General features: G+C 69.5%; 15 protein-coding genes, 2 tRNA genes and 1 pseudogene. 11 read left to right on the forward strand and 7 right to left on the reverse strand.

Going from position 1 to position 23,414, the window contains the following annotated elements; genetic code table 11:
- The first annotated feature begins 145 nt into the window (after positions 1-145).
- Together RF646_RS12005 and RF646_RS12010 are read left to right on the forward strand one after the other, a co-directional pair.
- The gene (locus RF646_RS12005; protein WP_368836085.1) at positions 146-2,302 is read left to right on the forward strand and encodes an ATP-dependent DNA helicase RecQ; all 2,157 of its coding nucleotides are present in this window, start codon (positions 146-148) and stop codon (positions 2,300-2,302) included.
- Between the two features lie 81 nt (positions 2,303-2,383).
- A complete protein-coding gene (locus RF646_RS12010) occupies positions 2,384-3,517 on the forward strand; it encodes a glycosyltransferase (protein ID WP_368836086.1) in 1,134 nt (377 codons plus the stop codon).
- A gap of 22 nt (positions 3,518-3,539) precedes the next feature.
- Here RF646_RS12010 and RF646_RS12015 read toward each other — a convergent pair whose 3' ends face one another.
- Both RF646_RS12015 and RF646_RS12020 read right to left on the reverse strand, forming a co-directional pair.
- Positions 3,540-5,042 (reverse strand): lipopolysaccharide biosynthesis protein, encoded by a 1,503-nt coding sequence (locus RF646_RS12015; RefSeq protein WP_368836087.1) that lies wholly within the window; start codon positions 5,040-5,042, stop codon positions 3,540-3,542.
- A gap of 10 nt (positions 5,043-5,052) precedes the next feature.
- Positions 5,053-6,174 (reverse strand): glycosyltransferase, encoded by a 1,122-nt coding sequence (locus RF646_RS12020; protein WP_368836088.1) that lies wholly within the window; start codon positions 6,172-6,174, stop codon positions 5,053-5,055.
- 199 nt (positions 6,175-6,373) lie between these two features.
- Between RF646_RS12020 and RF646_RS12025 the strand changes: the two genes are divergently transcribed.
- Positions 6,374-6,462 (forward strand) — tRNA-Ser (locus tag RF646_RS12025).
- Positions 6,463-6,641: 179 nt separating this feature from the next.
- On the forward strand, positions 6,642-8,600 hold the full coding sequence (locus tag RF646_RS12030) for a S8 family serine peptidase (protein ID WP_368836089.1): 1,959 nt from the start codon (positions 6,642-6,644) through the stop codon (positions 8,598-8,600).
- Positions 8,601-8,741: 141 nt separating this feature from the next.
- On the opposite strand, the gene RF646_RS12035 is transcribed toward RF646_RS12030, so the two are convergent.
- Positions 8,742-10,232, reverse strand: a complete 1,491-nt coding sequence (locus RF646_RS12035) for an MDR family MFS transporter (protein ID WP_144998954.1) — start codon at positions 10,230-10,232, stop codon at positions 8,742-8,744.
- 246 nt (positions 10,233-10,478) lie between these two features.
- Here RF646_RS12035 and RF646_RS12040 point away from each other — a divergent pair, with 246 nt between their 5' ends.
- Positions 10,479-12,482 carry an FAD/NAD(P)-binding protein gene (locus tag RF646_RS12040; RefSeq protein ID WP_368836090.1) on the forward strand — a complete coding sequence of 668 codons (2,004 nt, stop codon included), beginning with the start codon at positions 10,479-10,481 and terminating at the stop codon, positions 12,480-12,482.
- Positions 12,483-12,622: 140 nt separating this feature from the next.
- Here RF646_RS12040 and RF646_RS12045 read toward each other — a convergent pair whose 3' ends face one another.
- Together RF646_RS12045 and RF646_RS12050 are read right to left on the reverse strand one after the other, a co-directional pair.
- Entirely contained in the window at positions 12,623-13,558 is a 936-nt protein-coding gene (locus RF646_RS12045; RefSeq protein WP_035960564.1) for a sugar-binding transcriptional regulator, read from the reverse strand.
- Between the two features lie 33 nt (positions 13,559-13,591).
- The gene (locus RF646_RS12050; RefSeq protein WP_368836091.1) at positions 13,592-14,809 is read right to left on the reverse strand and encodes a NupC/NupG family nucleoside CNT transporter; all 1,218 of its coding nucleotides are present in this window, start codon (positions 14,807-14,809) and stop codon (positions 13,592-13,594) included.
- A gap of 179 nt (positions 14,810-14,988) precedes the next feature.
- On the opposite strand from RF646_RS12050, the gene RF646_RS12055 reads away from it, so the two are divergent.
- The 3 genes from RF646_RS12055 to RF646_RS12065 all read left to right on the forward strand — a co-directional run bounded on the left by RF646_RS12055 (position 14,989) and on the right by RF646_RS12065 (position 18,741).
- Positions 14,989-16,284: a thymidine phosphorylase gene (locus tag RF646_RS12055; RefSeq protein ID WP_144998988.1), complete on the forward strand. Its 1,296-nt coding sequence runs from the start codon at positions 14,989-14,991 to the stop codon at positions 16,282-16,284.
- 100 nt (positions 16,285-16,384) lie between these two features.
- Positions 16,385-17,041, forward strand: coding sequence for a deoxyribose-phosphate aldolase (gene deoC, locus RF646_RS12060; RefSeq protein WP_368836092.1), 657 nt, complete (start codon positions 16,385-16,387; stop codon positions 17,039-17,041).
- On the forward strand, positions 17,041-18,741 hold the full coding sequence (locus tag RF646_RS12065) for a phospho-sugar mutase (protein WP_368836093.1): 1,701 nt from the start codon (positions 17,041-17,043) through the stop codon (positions 18,739-18,741). Before deoC ends, RF646_RS12065 begins: the two co-directional genes overlap by 1 nt.
- Before the next feature lie 40 nt (positions 18,742-18,781).
- Here the strand turns inward: RF646_RS12065 and RF646_RS12070 are convergent.
- Together RF646_RS12070 and RF646_RS12075 are read right to left on the reverse strand one after the other, a co-directional pair.
- Positions 18,782-19,087 (reverse strand): annotated as a pseudogene (locus tag RF646_RS12070) (sortase); the annotation flags it as partial.
- A gap of 444 nt (positions 19,088-19,531) precedes the next feature.
- Positions 19,532-19,619, reverse strand: a tRNA-Ser gene (locus tag RF646_RS12075).
- A gap of 182 nt (positions 19,620-19,801) precedes the next feature.
- On the opposite strand from RF646_RS12075, the gene RF646_RS12080 reads away from it, so the two are divergent.
- The 3 genes from RF646_RS12080 to RF646_RS12090 all read left to right on the forward strand — a co-directional run bounded on the left by RF646_RS12080 (position 19,802) and on the right by RF646_RS12090 (position 23,406).
- Positions 19,802-20,785 (forward strand): NAD(P)H-quinone oxidoreductase, encoded by a 984-nt coding sequence (locus RF646_RS12080; protein WP_368836094.1) that lies wholly within the window; start codon positions 19,802-19,804, stop codon positions 20,783-20,785.
- Between the two features lie 117 nt (positions 20,786-20,902).
- A complete protein-coding gene (locus tag RF646_RS12085; protein WP_368836095.1) occupies positions 20,903-23,188 on the forward strand; it encodes a carbon starvation CstA family protein in 2,286 nt (761 codons plus the stop codon).
- Complete coding sequence (locus tag RF646_RS12090) at positions 23,188-23,406, forward strand: YbdD/YjiX family protein (protein WP_085108305.1); 219 nt, start codon at positions 23,188-23,190, stop codon at positions 23,404-23,406. Before RF646_RS12085 ends, RF646_RS12090 begins: the two co-directional genes overlap by 1 nt.
- Positions 23,407-23,414: the final 8 nt, after the last annotated feature.

Raw genomic sequence — 23,414 nt, forward strand, 5'->3', positions numbered from 1 at the left:
GTCCTGGCGCAGCGGACGCAACGCGTTAAGGGGTCGTACGCCCGACCCGGCGCGTCATGGGGCCTGATGCAGAGGGCCGCACCTCGCGCCGTGGTGGGCGCTCCGGTCGCTTCTGCGTGTCCGAACCTGCTGGGACACTCGAGTCATGATCGCGCCTGCGCACGAGAACACCGCATCCCTCCGGGACCGAGCCCTGGATCACCTCCGTGAGCTCACGGGGAACCCGCACGCCGATTTCCACCCCGGCCAGTTCGAGGCCATCTCCGCACTCGTCCAGGAGCACCGGCGGGCACTCGTGGTGCAGCGCACCGGGTGGGGGAAATCGGCGGTGTACTTCCTGTCCGCGCTGTTGATGCGGGCCCAGGGCTACGGCCCCACGCTGATCATCTCCCCGCTGCTCGCACTCATGCGGGACCAGGTCGCGGCGGCCCAGCGCGCGGGTGTCCGCGCCGCGGCCATCTCGTCCGCCAATCCCACCGAGTGGGCGGAGATCTCCGCGGCCCTGGATCGCGGCGAGATCGACGTCCTGTTGGTGTCCCCGGAACGCCTCAACAATCCCCGTTTCCGGGACGAGCAACTCCCACAGCTCGTCTCCCGGCTCGGACTGCTCGTCGTGGACGAGGCCCACTGCATCTCGGACTGGGGTCACGACTTCCGTCCGGACTACCGGCGAATCAAGGACCTGCTCGCGGACCTCTCGGACTCGGTGGCCGTACTGGCCACCACGGCCACCGCCAATGAACGCGTGATCGAGGACGTCCGGGAGCAGCTTGGGGTGGGCTCCGGGTACCGCGGCGAGGTGTTCACCCTGCGCGGTCCGCTGTCCCGCGCGTCCCTGCGGCTCGGCGTGCTGCGACTGCCCTCCACCGCCACACGGCTCGCCTGGTTGCTCGAACACCTGGACCAGCTTCCGGGCAGCGGGATCATCTACGCGTTGACCATCGGGGCGGCGGAGGACACTGCCCGAGCGCTGACGGAGGCGGGCCATCCCGTGGCGGCCTACACCGGTCGCACGGACGCGGCGGAACGCGAGGAACTCGAGGTCGCCCTGAAAGAGAACCGGGTCAAGGCCCTTGTGGCCACGTCCGCGCTGGGCATGGGCTTCGACAAACCGGACCTGGGTTTCGTGGTGCACCTGGGAGCGCCGTCGTCCCCGGTGGCGTACTACCAGCAGGTGGGCCGCGCGGGGCGCGCGACCGACACCGCGGACGTCCTGCTGCTACCGGGCGGCGAGGACCGGGAGATCTGGGAGTACTTCGCCACCGCGTCCATGCCCACCGAGGAGAAGGCCACCGCGGTGCTCACCGCGCTCGCGGAGAACGGCGGCCCGTTGTCGGTCGCGGCTCTCGAGCCGCGGGTCAACATCAAACGCACCCCGCTCGAGCTGTTGCTCAAGGTGCTCGCGGTGGACGGCGCGGTGGAACGGGTCTCCGGCGGCTGGCAGAGCACGGGCCAGCCCTGGACCTACGACGCCCCGCGTTACGAGCGGGTGCGCAAGGCCAGGATCGCGGAACAGCAGGCCATGATGGATTACCAGTTCACGAGCGAGTGCCGCATGCGCTTCCTCACCCGTCAGCTCGACGACGCCACCGCGGAACCGTGCGGTCGGTGCGACGTGTGCGCCGGGCCGTGGTACCCCACCACCGTGCATTCCGACGCCTCCGCCGCCGCGGACGCCGCCCTGCACCGGGCCGGTGTCCCCGTGGAACCGCGCGCGCAGTGGCCCACTGGCATGGATCGATTGGGGTTGCAGGCCAAGGGGAAGATCCCGGAAACGGAACGCGCCGAACGCGGCCGCGCCCTGGCCCGGCTCACCGATCTCGGGTGGGGGCAGCGGTTGCGGGAGATCTTCCGATCGGACGAGCACGGCGATCCCGTGGATTCGGTGGTCACGGCGGACCTGGGACGCGCGAGCATCACCGTCCTGGCGCAGTGGGACTGGCAGGAACGGCCCACCGGGGTCGTGGCCATGCCGTCACTGTCCCGCCCACAGCTCGTGGACTCCCTGGCCCGCGGGCTGGCCTCCGCGGGGCACCTGCCGTTCTGGGGCTCGCTCGAACTGAACCCGGACGTCCCCCGCGGCTCCCACGGCGGCAACAGCGCCTACCGGCTCGCCGAGGTGTGGGACCGGTTCCTGGTCCCGGAGCCCCTCGCGGAACAGTTGGCGCGGGCGCCGCGGGCGAGCGTGCTGCTCGTGGACGACCTCGTAGACAGCCGGTGGAGCCTCACGGTCGCGGCCCGGCAGTTGCGCCTCGCCGGGGCGGACGCGGTGCTACCGTTCGTACTCGCCGCCCAGGGGTGAATCGGGCCGCCGCGGGATGGATCGGGCACTCTTAAGGGGACACCCAGGCGACGGGAAACGTGTGTAAATTATCCTTGCGACATGGTCGAACACCCGCAACCGCCGCTCGTGGACATCGTGATCCCGGTCCACTCCACCTCGCGACCTTTGCAGCGGGCCGTGTCCTCGGCATTGCGTGCGGCCCCCGGTGCGGCCCCCGGTCAGTGCCGGGTGACGGCGGTCGCGCATCATCTCACCGCCGAGCAGGTGCATTCCATGTTGAGCGTCGAGCAACGCGCCGTGGTGGACGTCATCGAGTCCGAGGACCGGGGGGGTACCGCGGCCGTGCCGCGCAACGAGGCGCTACGACGCACCAGCGCGCGCTACATCAGTTTCCTGGACAGCGACGACACCCTGGATCCCGGCGCGGTGACCCGGTGGCTCAGGATCGCCGAGCGGCGTGGTAGCGACCTGGTCATGCCCTTCCAGCACCACGAGAACCCGAGGGTGGACATCACCCCCATCGTCAGGCCGTTGCGCCGTTCGGATCTGGATCCCGTGAAGGACCGCCTGGGGTATCGCAGCACGGCATTCGGACTGATCCGTATGTCCGCGGTCAGGCGCACGGGGGCTCGCTTTGACGAGTCTGCGAGAACGGGTGAGGACCAGTCCTTCGTCATGGCCCTTTATACGGGGGCACACCGGATCGATCTCGCGCCCGGTCTCCCCGGGGTGCTGATGCATGCGGATGGTACGGACCGAATCTCGCGCCAGCTCCTCCCGATTCGAGAAACCGTGGCAGCCGCCCTGGATCTCGGTCGCGAACCCTGGTTCGCAGGGGTCCCGGACGAGCTGAAGCGGTCCTACATCCTCAAGTACATCCGCGTGAACTTCTTCCCCGCTCTGGAGCACGCCGTGCGCTCGGGGGCCTGGGACGCCCACTACGCGCGGTCGGCGAATGCCGTGTTCGAAGAACTGACGCAGTACGCGCCGCACGTGACGGACCAGCTCTCGCGCGCGGACCTGCGGGTCGCGCTGTTGTTGTCCCCGGGGGCGGGGGAGCGGGAGTTGCTCGCGGCCCTGGCCGAGCGACGTCGTTACACCACGCCGGGGGCGCTGCTCACCGAGCGCTGGACCCGGGTGCTGGGCCGGCAGGCACCCCTGCGGGTGGTCGCCGCGAGCGCCGTCCAGATGCTGCGTTACCGCTGGGCGCTCGCCGCGGGGTCGCGGAACTGAACCGACCGCCGTCGTGATGGGGTCAGGCGCGACGGAACCTGCGCATGACCATGGCCACACGCGGTGCGAGATCACGCCATGAGATCGCACACCACAGCGCCAGGAAAGCCACGGTCGCCAGGACGGTCACGAGCACGCCCTGGTGCGTGAACACGAGCCACAGCCCGGACAGGATCAGCACGTACCCCAACATCACCCGGAACATGAGACCGGACCATTTCATGCGGTCGTGGACCCACACAATGATCAGCGGCCCCACCGCACTGATGAGGCAGCCGACCAGGTACCCCATGGCCGCGGCCATGACACCGAGCCGCGGACCCCACCACAGGACGGTGGCGACGCCCAGGATCAGCCCGAGCGCGTTGCACGCCGCGAGCGCGCGGACCCCCCAGCTCTCTCCGCCGTTGAGCCGCGAGTTGGAGGCGTTGAAGCTCGTGGCGGAGACCGCGAAGAACAGGACGATGAGCAGGGGGACGGCCCCGGTGAACTCCTCGGCGCGGGCGTTGTAGAGCCCGTGGATCACGTATGGCGCCCAGAGGATGCCCACGCCGAACACGGGCAGGAACATGAGCACCATGACCCGCAGGATGGAGTCGAGCTGCTGTTTCATGCCGGCCATGTCCCCGGCGGTGAACATGCGGGCCACGGCCGGCGCGAGGGCCACGAGCATGGAGGAGGAGAGCATGCTGGCCGGCGTCGCGATGCTCACCGCGGCGGAGTACTGACCCACCGCGGCGGGGGTGTCGTAGTGCTTGCCGAGCATCATGGACAGCTGCAGCAGACCCGAAGCGGTGAGGATGTTGATGGACGCCCACGCCGTGAACGAGTTGATCTGCCGTTTGAGGGATGTGGGCAGCGGGCCGCCGGAACGGTGCGGCCAGCCCGGGATCGCGTAGATCAGGTAGCCCAGGCTCAGCGGCACCAGCAGCAGCGGTGTGAAACCACCCAGCAGCACCACGAGCAGGAGGGTCAGGGTGATCCCCGAGCTGATGCAGTCCCACACGGCCGTGGTCACGAACTGGTTGTTGCCGGTGCGCACACCGCGTACGAAGTTGTAGGCAGACAGCGCGATCACCAGCAGGCCCGCGGACAGCGCGTAGCTTGGGGGCAGGTGCAGGAAGTACGTGGCCACCACGACCGCCACCACGGCCAGCACCGCCGAGGCCAGGGCCGCGGTGCGTGACGTGTAGACCGCCACGGACAACTGCTCCTCGCGGTGTTGCTGACCGCGCGCCATGGCGATGAACTTGGCCGCCGCGTTGCCCGAGGCCTGCGGCCACAGCAGGACCAGGAACAGGGCCAGGGAGATGGCCAGGTTGACCCGCCCCAGGATCTCACTGCCCAGGATGTTGCCCACCAGCAGGCTGTATCCGAAACGGGAGAGTCCCTGCACGAACACGGCGATCACGGTTAACGCGAACGACGAACCGATGGGGTTGTCCCGGTTCTCGTGATTCGGTGGGGGGAAGAGGATTCCCCGCCACCGCCGAGAGGGGGAGCCTGAGGTGGGGGAGGATGTCACATCGTGGAGTTTATCGACTCGCGTGTCGACCGGACGCGTCCCGCGTCACGGCACGGTAGAGCCGGGAGAACTGCGCACCGATCTCCGCACGGGAGAACCGGGAGCGCACGGTGGCGGCGATGGCGGCCGGATCGGCCTCACGGAAGCGGTCCCGCGCGGTCTCGATCGCGTCCGCGAGTACGGAGACGTCCCAGCTGTGGGTGAGCACCGAGTTCTCGGGGGTGCAGTAGTCGTCGAACCCACCGCTCAGGGGGACCGCGGCGGGCCGTCCGGCCGCGATCGCCTCGGCAACCGCAGTGAAGAAGTTCTCCTGGGCGCTCGGGAGGAAGAAGATGTGCGCGTCGGAGAGCCGCTGGGCGATCTCCGCCGGGGGGACCGCCCCGGTCAGCTCGACCCGGTCCTCGATGCCCAGCTCACGGGCGGTCTCCGGGAGGGACTCCATGAGGGGGCCCTTGCCCACCAGGGTGTAGTGCACGTCCACTCCGCGGCGCACCAGTTCCGCGACGGTCTCCAACGCCAGGACAGGGCGTTTGCGTTCGATGAGTGCCCCCACGCCCACCAGTCGCAGGGGCGGGCTCGCCGGGAACTCGGCGGCCGGGTGAGGGTTCTCCACGACGCACGGCACCACGTGGGTCGCCCCGGGGCGGGAGAAGCGCGCCATCTCGGTGCACAGCTCGGCGGTCACGCCCGTGACCGCGTGAGGCAGTCGCAAGGCATGTCGCAGCCACGCCAACCGCTGCCACAGCGGATTCACACTCGCGGGATTGACCACTCCGTTCCAGTGCTCGGTGTGTACCCAGGGCAGCCGTCGCACGGCCCAGGCCGGTGCGCTCAGCAGGACCGCGGAGAACGCCATCGTGTGCAGCACGTCCGCGCCGCGCAGCCCGGCGGAGAGAACGCGGGTCACGTGCGCGTAGGAGCGCGGATCCGTCACGTCGAGCCACACGCGGGTGACAGGGATGCGCTGGTAGACCTCTTGCTCCGTGGTGCGCGTGCGTCGACCGATGTTCACGTGCACCACCGCGACGTCGTGGCCCGCGTCCTGCAGCGCCCAGCAGTGCTCCACGATGAAGGGGGTGCGGCTGGGGGTTTCCGCGTCGGGGAACCACGCGGTGACAACGAGTGATCGCACGGGACGAAGACCTTTCGGGCGGAAGCGGACGGAGCACAACGCCCCGCACTATGACTACCACGCCGGGGTGTGCTGCCGCTGCATCCCGGTGGGAACGACGCGCCCGCCGCTTTGACCGCTCGCGCACCGTGCCGATAAGCTGACGTCCGTTGTTTTGGGATGAGCTCGTTCTCATGGAACAGAGCATCACGAACGACACGGAGACGTGCCAGAGCGGCCGAATGGACTTCACTGCTAATGAAGGGTCCGGGTTAAACCGGACCGGGGGTTCAAATCCCCCCGTCTCCGCGAAATGTCGAGGGCCCCACACGTCATGTGGGGCCCTCGTTCGTGTCGGGGGTACCCTCGCGATATTTACATTGGTAAAGTCCGTGGCACTCGCAGTCCGGTGCTCCCGCCCACGGGCGTTAGCCACCTCGATCCGGTGCTGATCCCGCCTCCGCGAGCTGATTCCCGAGGGGGACATCATGCCACGACGCTCCGCACGAACACTTCTCACGTTGTCCGTCTCCGCGCTGTTGCTGGCCACGGCCGCACCCGCCTCGGCGGCACCCCCGGAGGGACCCACCCCGGAACAACAAGCTCAGACGAAACCCCCGACCGTGGGCGGCGTCGAATCCCTCGGAAGAGGAACGGGCGCCCAGGGCAAGGTCCTGGCGGAAACCGACCGGGTCGTGGTGAAGTTCAAGGACCACGTCCCCGAGGCGCAGAAGGAAGAGGTCCTGACCGAGGTGGAGACGGCCACCGAGATCGAGGACCCGGAGATCGTCAAGACCACGGGCAACGCCGAGCAGGTCGTGGAATCCGACACGATGCTCGACAAGGCGGAGCAGCAAGCGGTGGTCGAGACCCTCGAGAAGGACCCCGCCGTGGAATCGGCGGAACCGGACCTGATCGTGGTCAACGGGCTCGCGGCGCACACGGCGTCCGCCCCGAACGACCGCTACTGGAACTACCAGTGGGGTCCCCGCAACATCGGTGTGCCCTCCGCGTGGTCGCACGGCACGGGTAACGGCGTGGTGATCGGGATCGCGGACACGGGCCAGATCAACCACCCGGACCTCACTCAGCGCACGGTGCGCGGGTACGACTTCCTCTCGGACCTGTACCACTCGCGGGACGGCAACGGCCGGGACGGCAACCCGCAGGACGAGGGTGACTGGAGCCCCGGGCGGCCCAACTGGTGGCACGGTTCGCACGTGGCCGGGATCGCCGCGGCCCACACCAACAACCGCACGGGTATCGCCGCGGTGGCCCCGGACGCCCGGATCCAGCACGCCCGCGTCCTGGGAGCGGACGGCCGCGGGTACGTCTCGGACATCGCGGACGGTGTGATGTGGTCCGCGGGCATCGCCATCCCCGGGGTCCCGCGCAACACGACCCCCGCCAAGGTCGTGAACCTCTCCGAGGCGTGGGACGCTCCCACGTGCGCACCCGTCATGCAGAACGCGGTCAACCGCATGCACAAGATCGGGGTCCCGCTCGTGGTCGCGGCCGGGAACGCGGGCAAGAGCGCCAATCTCGCCGCCCCCGCCAACTGTGGCGGCGCGATCGTGGTCGCCGCGACGTCGTCCCAGAACCGGATCACCGGCTACTCCAACTGGGGGCCCATGGTGGACGTCGCAGCCCCGGGCGGGGACACCAACGCGCCGATCTGGTCCACGGTCAACACGGGGGCGTTCAGCCTGGGCGCTCCCTCGTACGGGGACCTGAGCGGGACGTCCATGGCGGCGCCGCACGTGTCCGGGGTGATCGCGCTCATGAAGGAACGCAACCCGAACATCGGCGTGGAGGCCATCCGCAAGACCCTGCGGGACACCGGCGTGAACGTGAACGGTTACCGCAAGGTGGACGCGGTGCGCGCCGCCCGCGCGGTGGCGCCCACCACGCGCGGGGCGATCGCCACGTACTACAAGTCCCACGGTGGGGCGGGCGTCTACGGCAATCCGACCACCGGGGAGCGGGACACGGGCGTGGGCGGCGTCGTGCAGCACTTCGTGAAGAACGGGCGCACCACCAAGCTCTACTGGTCCTCCCGCACTGGGGTGCGCGAGGTCCGCACGTGGACGGGCATCGGCTCGCGCCACGAGGGCCTGGGCGGTGCCCGCGCGGTGGGCATCCCGTTCAACAACGAGCAGCGCACCGCCACGGGAGGCTACTACCAAAGCTTCGTGGACCCGCGTTCGGGCAAGACCACCAAGATCCTGTGGAGCGCTCGCACGGGTGCGCAACCGATCGTCGAGAGCTCGGGCATCGGCCGGGTCTGGGTCCGCAAGGGGTACGAGACCAAGGCGGGGTACCCGATCTCCCCGGAGGTCCGCACGTCCACCGGCGCCTACCAGCGGTTCCAGAACATCAAGACGGGCGAGCGCACGCAGTACACCTGGACCCCGCGCGGGGGTGTCAAGGTCACCCGCATCAAGTGACCGCCCCGCGGTGATCCACCCGCTGCATTCCTGGCCCGAAAGGGCACGCCACCGATTGGCAGCGTGCCTTTTCGGGCCTCGGATGTTCTCGAGCGGTTCGTGGGCGGGGTACGACAGCGCTGCGGCATCCGCGCGCGGACATTACCGAGCGGCGTCGTCCCCCACGCGGGTCAGTTCCGTGGGGGTGGAGCGGCGCATGAAGCACGTGAGCACGAGGACGATCGCCGCGATCACCGTGGCGGTGACGAATGCCGCGTGGACACCGGGGATGGAATCGGTCACGGTGGTGCCATCGGCCTGTCCGTGAATCACGGTGCCGGCCTGCAGGACGCCCACGAGCAACGCCGTGCCCGCGCCGCCGGCCACCTGTTGCAACGTGGACAGCGTCGCGGAACCGTGCGAGTACAACTGCGGCGGCAGCGGGTTCAGCCCGGAGGTGAACGCGGGCGTGAAGATCAGCGCGAGCCCCACGGACATGGAGATCTGCAGGGTCACGATCCACCACACGGGGGTGTCGGACTGCAACCGGGAGAAGCCGAACATCACGAGGGTCAACAGTGCGGCGCCGGGAACAGCCAGGGGGCGGGGGCCGAACGCGTCGAACAACCGACCCACGAGCGGTCCCAGCAGACCCATGATGAGCCCACCGGGCAGCAGGATCAGGCCGGTCTGCAGGGTGTCCAGCCCGCGGCCCGTCTGCAGGTAGAGGGGCAACACGATCACACCGCCGAACAACGCCATCATGCCGAGCGCGAGCACCGCCACGGAGACCGTGAAGTCCCGGTGCCGGAACGTGCGCAGGTCCAGGAACGGTTGGTCCTTGCGTTGCAACCGGATCTGCCGCCACACGAACAGGGCCACGAGGACCACGCCCAGCGCGAGCACGGTGGCACCGCCGGCGGTCGTGGAAAGCCAGCCGGACTCGGCGCCGGCGTGAGAACCGGCGGCCCCCACCACGGACAGGCCCTGGACCAGGGAACCGAAGCCCAGCACGGACAGCACCACGGACAGCAGGTCCAGTGTGAGGCTCCCGCGTTCGCTCACGTCCCGCAACCGCAGCAGGCCGATCACCAGGGCCAGCAGGACGATGGGCAGTACGAACCAGAACACCGTGCGCCACGGGAAGTGCGCCAGGATCAACCCGGATAGCGTGGGACCCAGGGCGGGGGCCACCGAGATCACGATGGACACGTTGCCCATCACCACCCCGCGGCGCTGCTGGGGGACGAGCATGAGGATGGTGGTCATCAGCAGCGGGAGCATGATCGCCGAGCCGAAGGCCTGAATCACGCGCGCGGCGATCAGCACCCCGAAACTCGGGGACAGCGCGGCCAGCAGGGTCCCGGCCGCGAAACTGCCCATGGCCAGGGCGAAGACCGCGCGGGTACTGAAGCGTTGTAGCAGGAACCCGGTGGTGGGGATCACCACGGCCATCGTGAGCATGAAGGACGTGGTCACCCACTGCACTGTGGCGGCGTCCACGTGCAGGTCTCCCATGATGTGGGGCAGCGCCACGTTCAGGACGGTCTCGTTGAGGATCACCACGAACGCGGCCACGAGCAGCACCGCAATGGTCCCGGTGGTGCCCTGGGGGGCGAGCGTGCGTGGTTCGGCCGGAGCGGCAGAGGACATGGAGAGGTTCCCAGCGTTGGAGCGGACGGGGTCGGGCGGGCCTTCCGGGGCCGGGCCCCTGTAAGGGTAACGGTCACAGACGAGCGCGTGCACATGCGCATCGGGAGCGCTCCGCCAGGCCCGCGGCACGCCCGCGGGTGGTGTGCTGGTCGGTCCGTCGAGCACTCGAGCGCGACACCGGCCGGACGTCCACGTCGGATTCATGCCCGGCCCGAACGGGGGTCACCCTTCGTTATCCTGAAGGACGTGGTGATTCAGCAACGCGTGGTGGTGGTGGGAGCGGGTCCCAGAGGCCTGTCCGTGGTGGAACGGCTCGCGGCGCACTCCGCCGCCCATGGGATCCGCGTCCACGTGGACCTGGTGGATCCTTTTCCTCCCGGACCGGGGCACGTGTGGCGCACCGACCAGTCGGAGCTGTTCCTCATGAACACCCCTTCTCTTTTCCCCACCGTGATCGCCGCCGACGGCGCATTGGCAGTCCCCGCGCTGGAGTCCCTGCGGGGGGTGAGCTTCGAACGGTGGCGCCGCGGCGTCGTCGCCGGGGAGATCACCCCGGTGAGCCCGCTCACGGACGAGCAACGCGACCAACTCGCGCGGCTGACCCCGCAGGGGTACCCGCCGCGCGCCACGTACGGGCGCTACCTCGCGTGGGTCTTCGCGACCCTGCGGGAGAACCTGCCGCGCACCGTGGAGCTCACGGTGCACCGCGCCGAGGCCGTGGACGCGTGGGTCAGGACGGACGGGCGTCATCGCTACTCCGTGGAACTCGCGGGCGGTGTGGTGCTGCCCGCGGACGCTGTCGTGCTCGCGCTGGGCCACCTGGACGCGCACCTGCGTCCGTCCCAGAAGGAACTCGTGGACGGCGCCGCCGAACACGGACTGACGTACTGGCCGCCCACCGTGCCCGCGGACGCCGCGTGGCCCGATCTACCGCACGGCGAGACGGTGCTCGTGCGGGGCATGGGCCTGAACTTCTGCGACGCGCTCGCCCAGCTCACCGAGGGGCGGGGAGGCCGCTTCACGACCGATCTGGACAACCCTGAACGGTTGGTGTACCACCCCTCCGGACGGGAACCGAAGATCGTGGCGGGCTCGCGTCGCGGAACGCCGTATCGGGCGAAGCCGCGGCTCCGGGGGTACTACGCGGCGTCGTTGCAGACCCGCTTCTTCACCGTGGACGCGGTGCGCCACGTTGCGGCCTCGAGCCCCGGCGAGCTGTCCTTCGACCGGCAACTCGGACCCCTGATCCGCAAGGACGCCGTGTGGAACTACTACGTGGTGCTCGCGCGCACGGCACCGGACGCGTTCCTGGGGGACCCCCGGGCGTTCCTGGACCGGCTGGATGAAATCCTCACGGATCGCACGGACGTGAACTGGGCGCGCAAGAGCGATGCGCTGATCTCGGACTCGGTGGTCCCCGGGCGGCAACTGCAGCAGGCCCGGCTCGCTCGGCCCTTCGAGGACGTGAGCTTCGCGAGCCACGACGAGTACGCGGCCGCCGTGGTGCACTACCTGGACCGGGACGTCCACGGGTCCCTGCAGGGTGAGGACGATCCCGTCAAAATGGCGATCGCTTCCCTCAATGCCGCGCGCAGCGTGCTCAAGTGCGTCCTTGCGGAGATCGGCATCTCGGACTCGTCCTGGGTCCACGAGCTGCAGCGCGAGTTCGAACCCTTCGTGGAGGGGCTGGCCTCCGGACCGCCCGTGCTGCGGATCCAGCAGCTCGCCGCGCTGACCCGCGCAGGGATCGTGCGGTTCCTGGGTCCCGAACCGCGCTTCGTGGTGGACCGCTCCGAGGGTTACTTCGTGGCCGCGTCCCCGTGGGTCGAGGCGGCACCCGTGCGCTCACGGTGGATGATCGAGGCCATGTCCCCGAGCAACGACGTCCACCGCAACATCTCCCCGCTGCTCACGCACATGCACGAGCGCGGCCTGGTGCGCGCGAAACTCATGGAGACGCGCGACGGCGCGAGCCCCGAGACGAGCACGGGTCTGGACGTCTCGCGCGAGCGTCCGCGGGGTGCCCACGACGACGACGCCGCGGCCGGCTCGTTCGTCTACCGCGCCGTGGGGGACAAGGACGCGGTGGAACCCGGCATCCACGTGATCGGTCTGCAACTGTCCTCGGTGCAGTGGGGTGTGTCGATCGCGGCCGAGGCCGGTGCACCGGCCCACCTGGGTGCCCGGACCATCGCGGACGCGGACGCCATCGCCCGGGAGATCCTGGGGGAGCCGCGCGCGCGGCAGTGATCCGGTCCGGGCGGCGTCATACGGGGAGTGACCGTGCGCGGAGCAACCGCGCGCCATGGGACCGGGACGGGTGTGGCTCGGGCCGACACCGCCGGGATCACGTCGAACCATGCGGGTCCCACCACTACCGCGCCGCCGGCTCAGCCCAGGACGGTGCGGGCGGTGCGTTCGTCGGTGACGAGGTGGGACACGTACCCGGCCCGCAGTGCCGCGCGTAGGACCGGGGTCTTCGCCGCGCCGCCGGCCACGCAGATCCGGATCTCCTTGTGCCGCAGGGAGTCCAGGGGGATGGCCACGGTGCGGGCGTCGAGCTCGGGCACGGCGGGGTTGCCGGCGTCGTCAATGAAGTGCGAACACAGGTCACCCACCGCGCGCTGCGCGACCCCTTCCCGCTCCTCGGTGGTCAGGTAGTCGCGTGCGAGCAGGGGTGCGTCCCGTCCGGCGGAGCCCACGGTGAACACCGCCACCCGGGCGCTGCGGCCCAAGTCCAGGACGTACTCGATGTGCCGGTCCTGCGCCACGAGGCGTTTGACCTCGGGGCTGTCGAAGAGCGCCGGGAGGGGCAGCGTGTGGGGGTAGGCGTTGAACGCGGTGCAGAACATCCGCACGGTCTCGAAGTGCCCCGCCGCCGGTGAGGCCAGGCTGCTGCCGCCTTTGAGCTGGACCATGTGCACGCCGCTACGCGGTTGGGGGGTCAGCGCCTGGGCCACGGCGCGCATGGTGCGACCCCACGTGATCCCCACGAGATCGCCGTCGGCCACATTCTCCTCGAGCATGCGCGCCCCGGCGACACCTAGGTTGTGCAGCAACTCGTGCTCGGTCTCCGCATCGGCCACCACGGTAGCCTGGGCGAGCCCGAACGCGGAGCACAGCTCGCGCCCCACGTCCGTGGACACCGTGCGGGGGTCCCGGATCTCGATGCTCACGAAACCGCGCTCGCGCGCGTGCTGCAGCAGTTTGGACACCGTGGGGCGAGACATGGCCAGTGTCCGGGCCACCTCCGCCTGGGACAGGCCGCGTTCGTGGTAGAGCCGGGCCGCCTCCAGGGACTGGACGTCCCGCGCGGTCAGGTCCACGACGGCGCTCCGGTCACCGGCCGTGCAGCCACGTCACAGCCCCATGATCACGCCGACGAGCGCGGCGTTGAGCATGTTCGTGAGGAACCCACCGAGCAGGGCGAACAAGCCCAGCTGGGCCACGTCCGCGCGTCGGTCCGGGGCCAGCCCGCCGATGGAACCGATCTGGATCGCGATCGAGGACAGGTTGGCGAAGCCCGCGAGCGCGAACGTGGTGATCAGCACGGACTGGGGATCCAGGTTGGGGATCTCCGGGCCGAACGCGGTGTAGCCCACGAACTCGTTGAGGATGGTCTTCTGGCCGATGAAGTTGCCCACCTGTGCGGCGTCGTGCCACGGCACGCCCAGGGCCCACGCGAGCGGCGCGAAGATGATCCCGAAGAGCCCCTCGAGGGACCAGCCCTCGAAACCGAAGAGTGAGCCGACCCAGCCGAGCACGGCGGAGACCAAGGCGATCAGCGCGATGAACGCGATCAGCAGGCAGCCCACGATCACGGCGATCCGGCCGCCGCTGATGGCGCCGTTGCCGATCGCGTCGATCAGGTTTTTGGACTCGGTGTCCCGGACCTTCAGCGTGTTCACGGAGGCCACGGAGGTCTCGGTCTCGGGCATGAGGGCCTTGGCCACAAGCAGGGAACCGGGGGCGTTCATCACAGACGCGGCGAGCAAATAGGGCAGCGGTGCGCCCAGCAGGGAGTACCCCACGAGGGTCGATCCGGCCACGGCGGCGAACCCACCGGTCATACACGCGAACAGTTCGGAGCGGGTGAGCTTGCTCAGGTACGGCTTGATCATGAGCGGTGCCTCGCTCTGGCCCAGGAAGATCACGGTGGACGCGAACACGGACTCGATCTTGGACGTGCCCATGATCTTGTTCAGCGTCGTGCCCAACACGTGCACGAAGACCTGGATGACCCGCAGGTAGTACAACGCACCGATCACGGCACCCAGGAAGATGATCACGGGCAGCACACTGAGCGCGAACACGAACCCGTTGTTGTCACTGAGCAGCCCGCCGAAGACGAACTGCGTGCCCTCGTTCGTGAATCCGATCAGTCCCTGGACCAGACCGGAGAACCATTTCAGGGCCTCGTAGCCCGGACCCCACTTGAGGATCAGCAGCGCCACGCCCACCTGCAACAGCAGTCCCACCGCCAGGGTGCGCCACTTGATCGCGGTGCGGTGGCGGGATAGGAGAATGATGATGCCCAGGATGAGGACGATCCCCACCAGGCCCTGGAAACGGTCCACGGTGACCCCAGCTTTCGACTTCCGGCGCCGCGACGGGATCCGCCGCGGCGCGAACATTTGTCAAAACTATAATTGACAAATTTTCCGATACGCCGCCTAGGATTGCAGGACAGGTCGTGTCCTGGGACGCCCGGCGCCGACACGACACCGTGCCGCAGCTACACGAGGGAGTGATCACGGTGGTTGAAGCGTTCGACGCCGTCGACGTCATCCGCATGAAACGGAACCGCGAGACGCTGTCCCCCGAGGCCATCGACTGGGTGATCGACGCCTACACGCGCGGCGTGGTCGCGGACGAGCAGATGTCCGCGCTGGCCATGGCGATCTTCCTCAACGGGATGGACCGAGCGGAGATCTCGCACTGGACCCAGGCCATGATCGATTCGGGCGAGCGCATGAATTTCGGGGAGCTGTCCCGCCCCACGGCGGACAAGCACTCCACGGGTGGCGTGGGGGACAAGATCACGCTGCCGCTCGCCCCGCTCGTCGCGAGCTTCGGGGTGGCCGTCCCGCAGCTGTCCGGGCGGGGGCTCGGGCACACCGGTGGGACCCTGGACAAGATGGAGGCCATCCCCGGGTGGCGTGCGGATCTGAGCAACGCCGAGATGATGGACATCCTGGACACCGTGGGCGCGGTGATCTGCGCCGCCGGAACCGGCCTGGCCCCCGCGGACAAGAAGCTCTACGCGCTGCGTGACACCACCTCCACCGTGGAGTGCATCCCGCTGATCGCTTCCTCGATCATGTCCAAGAAGATCGCCGAGGGCACCGGAGCCCTGGTCCTGGACGTCAAGACCGGTCCGGGCGCGTTCATGAAGGCGGAGGAGGACGCCCGCGAACTCGCACGCACCATGGTCGAGCTCGGCAAGGACCACGGCGTGGACACCGTGGCCCTGCTCACCGACATGTCCCGCCCGCTGGGGCGCACCGTGGGCAACGCCCTGGAGGTGCGCGAATCGGTCGAGGTGCTGGCCGGGGGTGGCCCGAGCGACGTCGTGCGCCTGACCGTGGCGTTGGCCCGCGAGATGCTCGCGGCGGCCGGCGTGCACGACGCGGACGTCGAGGAGGCCCTGCGCGACGGCCGCGCGATGGACACGTGGAAGCGCATGGTCGCCGCCCAGGGCGGGGACCCGGACGCCCAGCTGCCGCAGGCGGAGCACACGCAGGACGTGCTGGCCGAGACCTCGGGCGTGCTCATCGAGATGGACGCGATGTCCGTGGGCGTGGCGTCCTGGCGACTGGGTGCTGGCCGCGCCCGGCAGGGCGACCCCGTCCAGGCCGGCGCCGGCGTGGAGATCCACGCGGTGCCCGGCGAGCGTGTGAGTAAGGGCCAGAAGCTGTTCACCCTGCACACCGACACCCCCGACCGCTTCGAGCGCGCGCTCGAGTCCCTCCACGGCGGCGCCACGATCGACCCCGATGCCGCCGAGGGCACCGGGGCGCGCGACGACGTCGTGCTGGATCGCATCGCCTGACCCACCGTCCGACCGCAACGACGACGCTCGGGGACCGGGCGTCGTCGCCCCACCGTGGTGCATTGTCACCGCGCCGCACCACCCCCGCGAGGAGAACCGCATGATCACCCGTGAAGAACTGGCCGCCATGGTCGACCACACCCTGCTCAAGCCCGAGTCCACCGCCGATCAGGTCGCCGAGCTCGCCCGGGAGGCGGGTGAACTCGGGACGTACTCCATCTGTGTCTCCCCGTCCCGGCTGGACGTGGACCTGCCTGAGGGGGTCAAGCTCGCGACCGTGTGCGGCTTCCCGTCCGGCGCGCACCCCGCCCAGGTCAAGGCCGCGGAGGCAGCCGTGTCCGTGGCGAACGGCGCGGACGAGGTGGACATGGTCATCAACCTGGGCCTCGCCGTCGCGGGGGACTGGGACAGCGTGCGCGACGACATCGAGGCCGTGCGCGCGGCGTGCCCCGCGCCCGCGGTGCTCAAGGTGATCATCGAGTCCGCGGCCCTGACCGACGATCAGATCGTGGCCGCGTGCCGCGAGGCCGAGGCCGCCGGCGCGGACTTCGTCAAGACGTCCACGGGCTTCCACCCCGCGGGCGGGGCGTCGGTCGAGGCGGTGCGCCTCATGGCCGAGACCGTGGGCGGGCGCCTGGGCGTGAAGGCCTCCGGCGGGATCCGCACGACCGAGGCCGCGCTGGCCATGATCGACGCCGGCGCCACGCGCCTCGGGCTGTCCGGGACCCGCGCGGTGCTCGAGGGGCTCGATTCCTGATGAGCGACCAGCTGCTCGAGCGGGTGCGGCAGTGGGTCGAGCACGACCCCGATCCCGCGACCCGCGACGAACTCACCGAGCTGTCGAACGCCGCCGCCTCCGGTGACGAGCCCGCGCTCGCCGAGCTCGACTCGCGCTTCTCCGGACCGCTCGTGTTCGGCACCGCCGGGCTGCGCGCGGCCGTGGGCGCGGGGGAATCGCGGATGAACCGCGCGGTCGTGATCCGCGCGAGCGCCGGGCTCGCCTCCTTCCTCACGGAGCGCGCGGGGCCCGCGCCCCTGGTCGTGGTCGGGTGCGATGCGCGCCACGGTTCCGAGGACTTCGCCGCCGACGCCGCTGCGGTCTTCTCCGCCGCCGGATGCCGGGCCGTGCGGTTGCCGTCCCGGCTGCCCACCCCGCTCGTGGCCTACGCCGTGCGACAACTGGGCGCGGACGCCGGCGTCATGGTCACCGCGTCCCACAACCCGCCCGCGGACAACGGGTACAAGGTCTACCTGGGCGGTCGCGCGGTGGGCTCCGACGACGAGCGCGGCGTGCAGATCGTGCCCCCGGACGACGCCCTGATCGCTGAGCACATGGCCGCCGCCCCTCCCGCGGATCGCGTTCCCCGGGACTCCTCGCGTGTTTCAGCCGCCGACGCCGATCTGGTCGCCGGCTACATCGAACGCGCCGGGTGCCTGCGCGACCCCGAGGCCCGTTCCGAGATCTCCATCGCGCTGACCCCCATGCACGGCGTGGGCCTGGACACCGCGCTCGCCGTACTGCGTGGCGCCGGTTTCGAGCGGGTCTCCGTGGTGGCCGAACAGGCCGAGCCGGATCCCGACTTCCCGACCGTGGCCTTTCCCAATCCGGAGGAACCCGGGGCCATGGACCTGCTCGTGGCACTCGCAGCGGACCAGGACGCGGACGTCGCGATCGCCCTGGACCCGGACGCGGACCGCTGCGCCGTCGCCATCCCCACGGGCGCGGGCACGGGCGATCCCGCACGTGACTGGCGGCGACTGAGCGGCGACGAGCTCGGCGCGTTGCTGGGGGAGAACGCCGCAGCGGATCCCGATCGCGCGGGGGACACCCTCGCGTGCTCGATCGTCTCCGGGCGGTTGCTCGGGCGGATCGCCGAGCACCACGGGCTCTCGTTCCGTCAGACCCTCACGGGGTTCAAGTGGATCGCCCGCACCCCCGGGCTGCGTTTCGGGTACGAGGAAGCCATCGGCTATTGCACCGATCCCAGCGCCGTGCGTGACAAGGACGGGATCTCCACGGCCGTGCGGGTGGCCTCCTACGTGGCCGCTCTCAAGGACCGGGGCGCCACGGTGCAGCAGGAACTGGACCGGCTCGCCACGCTCCACGGGCTCTACGCGACCGCGCCGTTGACGTTCCGGGTGGCGGATCTCTCGCTCATCACCCGCGGGCTGGACCGGTTGCGGGAGAACCCGCCGCGGGAGATCGCGGGCTCGTCCGTGGTCGAGTACACGGATCTGTCCAAGGGCGGGCCCGAGATGCTGCCCACCGAGGGGATCCTCATCCGCACCGAGGCCGATGACCGCGTGATCGTGCGGCCCTCCGGGACCGAGCCCAAGCTCAAGTGCTACCTCGAGGTCGTCCTCCCGGTTCCCGAGGGCGGTACCGTTCCCCGCGAGGAGGCCGCGGCGCGGCTCGAGCGGATCAGTGAACAGCTGCGGGAGGTCGTGGGGCTCTGAGCTCCGCGCCCGGACTGCACTTCGGGAACCGCTGGGTGGTTCACCTGGTGACGAGGGTCGCGCAGGCCACGAGATTCTCGTCTAAGGTGCCGGTGGCGGGGTCGTAGCGGTCGCACGTGATGAGCCGCAGTTGCGGGTCCGCCGTGTTCCCGTAGACGCGCATCGTGGGGAAGGCGTCCTTGGCGTAGCGTTCCGCGTGCGTGACCCGGAACTGGGCTTGCGTGCCATCTGCACGTTGCACGCGGATCTCGTCCCCCGGCGTCAGGACGGGCAGGTCCGCGAAGACGCCTGGCCCACCGCCCGTGGCGTTCACGTGGCCCAGCACCACGGCCGGTCCCGTCTGCCCCGGTGTCGGCGGGGCCTCCGGGCATCGCCATGTGCGAGGACACGAACTGGCCGCACGCGATGGGCACGTCCGTGGCCAGGGGCGGCGCGTGGTTCATCGGGTTCACGGCACCCGCGGCCGCGGGTGTGAGCGCCAGAGCCCCCAGGGTGAGAGTGGGAAGGGCGAGGAGAGCGGACCTCCTCATGAGGATGGCCTTTTGGCTGGATGGGTGCGGGCCGAACTGTGAGGCAACTCACGGCCTGCTGTCTATTTCGGAGGCGGCCAGGACCCTTGCAAACGACAAACCTTCTTTGACGTGGGGCGACCTTGGTGGACCGCCGTGTGCTCCGCCGCGCGCCCCATGAACCCGAGGGCTGGCGGGGCGACTGATCCGTGCCAGTAGGGCCGGACATACGAAGGCCCCGGATTCCTGACGGAACAGGAATCCGGGGCTTTCGAACTGGGCGGAAGGTAAGGGATTTGAACCCTTGGTACGGGGTTACCGCACACTGGTTTTCAAGACCAGCTCCTTAGGCCGCTCGGACAACCTTCCAGTGTCGCGCGCTCCCGCGGCGGCGCGGGTGAACGAATCGCCATTATTCCATGCGCCGCGCCCGGGGGGCCAATGCCCTCGGCGCGGTGCAGGGAGGGAGGGGTGCGGTGGTGCGCCCCTGGCGCGGGTGATGCCGCTGCGGGAGAATGGGGTACAACGCCGTCGTCAGAGAAGGAAGTGCCATGCGAGCAGTACGCGATGTCCGATCGGGGGGGCCGGAGGTCCTCGAGGCCGCGGAGACCGCCGAGCCACAGCTGATCCCAGAGGGGGTCCTGATCGCCGTGACCGCCGCGGGGCTCAATCGCGCGGACGTCATGCAGCGCAACGGCAACTACCCCGTCCCGCCGGACGCCACGGACATCTTCGGCCTGGAGGTGTCGGGCACGGTCGTGGAACTCGGGGCGGACGTCCCGGAGGCGGCGGGGCTCGCGGTGGGCGACAGCGTCGTCGCCCTGGTGGACTCGGGCGGCTACGCCGAACGCGTGGTCGCGCCGTGGCGGCAGGTCCTCCCGCTGCCCGACGGTGTGGACCCCGTCGCCGCGGCGGGGCTGCCCGAGGTGGCAGCGACCGTGTACTCCAACGTGTTCATGGCCGCCGCGGCCCGGGAGGGGGAAACCCTGCTCGTCCACGGCGGAGCGGGCGGGATCGGGACGCACGCGATCCAGGTGGCCCGCGCCCTGGGGCTCACGGTGCTGGCGACCGTGGGCAGTGACGAGAAGATGCACGTCGTGAGCGAGCTCGGCGCCACGCCCATCAACTACAAAAACGAGGACTTCGTGGAGCGGGTCCACGAACTCACGGACGGCCACGGCGCGGACGTGATCCTGGACGTCGTCGGCGCCAAGTACCTCGAGCCCAACCTCCGGGCCGCGGCGACGAACGGGCGCATCGTGATCATCGGGATGCAGGGCGGGATCAAGGGCGAACTCAACGTGGGACGGTTGCTCAACAAGCGGGCCGCGGTGATCGGTACGACCCTGCGGGCACGCCCGGCGGACGAGAAGGCGCGGATCATGGCGGCGGTGGGCGAATACGTGTGGCCGCTCGTGGCGTCCGGACAGGTGCGCCCCCTGGTCGCGCGCACGTTCCCGCTCGACCAGGTGCGTGAAGCGCACGAGTACTTCGACAGCGGATCGCACGTGGGCAAGGTGCTGCTGACCGTGTGATCGGGGTGCCCGAGACAGGGTGCCAATGCCGGGACAATGTGGTCCAGCTCGCATACACTCGTGCTAACAATCTCACGCTTCTGCCAGCGTGTTGGCACGAGATCCGGAGCCTTCCCCATGAGCACCACACATCAGCAATCGGCGGGCGCACCCCGGCCCGCGGGCGAGGGTCGCACCGACCTTCCCCCCAATCACGTGGACCCCGAGGTCCTGGAACACGAGCAGACTCGCTGGACCCCGCTGCGGATCGTGATCTGGGTGGGCATCGCCCTGCTGGGCGCGATCGCATGGGCCATGATCGCGTTCGCGCGTGGTGAGTCCATCAACGCCATCTGGTTCGTCTTCGCGGCGGTGTGCAGCTACTTCATCGCGTACCGCTTCTACTCCAAGTTCATCGAACGGAAGCTGACCCGCCCGGACGACCGTCGCGCTACGCCGGCGGAGTACAACGCCAACGGTAAGGACTTCATGCCCACCGACCGGCGGGTGCTCTACGGCCACCACTTCGCGGCCATCGCCGGCGCGGGCCCGCTCGTGGGACCGGTGTTGGCCGCCCAGATGGGCTACCTCCCCGGGACCATCTGGATCATCGTGGGCGTGATCCTGGCCGGTGCGGTCCAGGACTACCTGGTGCTCTTCTTCTCCATGCGCCGCGGTGGCCGTTCCCTGGGTCAGATGGCCCGTGAGGAGCTCGGCGTGGTGGGCGGGTACGCCGCTATCATCGCGACCTTGGCGATCATGATCATCATCGTGGCCATCCTCGCGCTCGTGGTGGTCAATGCCCTGGGCGAGTCGCCGTGGGGTGTGTTCTCCGTGGGGATGACGATCCCCATCGCGCTGTTCATGGGTGTCTACCTGCGGTACTTGCGCCCGGGCAAGGTCATGGAGGTCTCGATCATCGGGTTCGTCCTGCTCATGGCCGCGATCGTTGCCGGCGGCTGGGTCGCGGGCACGGACCTCGGCGCCCAATTGTTCACCTTGGACCGCGTGACCCTCGCGTGGTGCGTGATCGTCTACGGTTTCATCGCGGCCGTGCTACCCGTGTGGTTGCTGCTGTCCCCGCGCGACTACCTCTCCACGTTCATGAAGGTGGGCACCATCGTGCTGCTCGCGGCCGCCATCGTGGTGGTGCGCCCGGAGATCACAGTCCCCGCGGTCAGCGAGTTCGCGGGCCGTTCGGACGGGCCCGTGTTCTCCGGTTCTCTGTTCCCGTTCCTGTTTGTGACCATCGCGTGCGGTGCGCTCTCCGGGTTCCACGCCCTGATCGCATCCGGGACCACGCCCAAGATGATCGAGAAGGAACGCCAGACCCGGTTCATCGGGTACGGCGGCATGCTCATGGAGTCCTTCGTGGCCATCATGGCGCTCGTGGCGGCGGTGTCGATCGACCGCGGCATCTACTTCGCGATGAACTCCTCCCCGGCGGCCACCATGGGCACCGTGGAGGGCGCCGCGGCGTTCGTGAACTCGCTGGGTCTCTCCGGCGTGCACGTGACCCCGGAACTGCTGCAGGGCACCGCGGACGCCGTGGGCGAAGAGACCATCATCTCCCGCACGGGTGGCGCACCCACCCTCGCGCTCGGGCTGTCGCACATCATGCACCAGTGGCTCGGCGGGGCCTCCATGATGAGCTTCTGGTACCACTTCGCGATCATGTTCGAGGCCCTGTTCATCCTCACCGCGGTGGACGCCGGCACGCGCGTGGCCCGCTTCATGCTCACCGACACCCTGGGCAACTTCATCCCCAAGTTCCGCGACGCCGATTGGCGCGCGGGTGCGTGGCTCACCACGGCCATCATGGTCGCCGGCTGGGGATCCATCCTGATCCTGGGCGTCACGGACCCGCTGGGCGGTATCAACACGTTCTTCCCGCTGTTCGGCATCGCCAACCAGCTGCTCGCGGCCATCGCGCTCGCGGTGTGTCTGGCCATAGCGGCTAACCTGCACCGCTTCAAGTACCTGTGGATCATCCTGCTGCCGCTCGCCTTCGACGTCCTGGTTACCGTCACGGGGTCCTGGCAGAAGATCTTCTCCCCGGACCCCAAGGTGGGCTACTGGGCCAACCACTCCGCGTTCAAGGACGCACTGGCCCAGGGACAGACGAGCTTCGGGACCGCCAAGAACGTGGAGGCCATGGAAGCGGTCGTGCGCAACACGTTCGTGCAGGGCACCCTGTCCATCCTCTTCGTGGTGCTCACGATCATCGTGGTGATCATGGCCGTCGTGGAGGCCGTCAAGGCGTTGCGCGGGCACGAGCGCCGCACGCACGAGGACCCCTATGTGGAGTCCCGCTTCTACGCGCCGTCGGGCCTGGGAGCCACACCGTCCGAGAAGGCCCTGGTCAAGCAATGGGACGCGCTGCCGATCGAGCAGCGCACCCCCACCGGCGGAGGACACCACTGATGTCGGGCGCGGCGCAGATCCCGATGCTCGCCCGCGTCGGCTCGTGGTGGCGCGGCGCGTTGCGCTTCGGCAACGGGGTGCTCGGTGCGGACAAGTACGAGCACTACGTGCAGTACCACCGGGCCTCGGGGTGCGGGACGCCGCTCATGACGGAACGCGAATTCTGGCGGGACTACCAGGACTGGCAGGAGGCGCACCCCGAGGGCCGGTGCTGCTGAAGCGGTAC

The sequence above is a fragment of the Kocuria sp. CPCC 205261 genome (assembly GCF_040981025.1).
Classification (GTDB): domain Bacteria; phylum Actinomycetota; class Actinomycetes; order Actinomycetales; family Micrococcaceae; genus Kocuria; species Kocuria marina.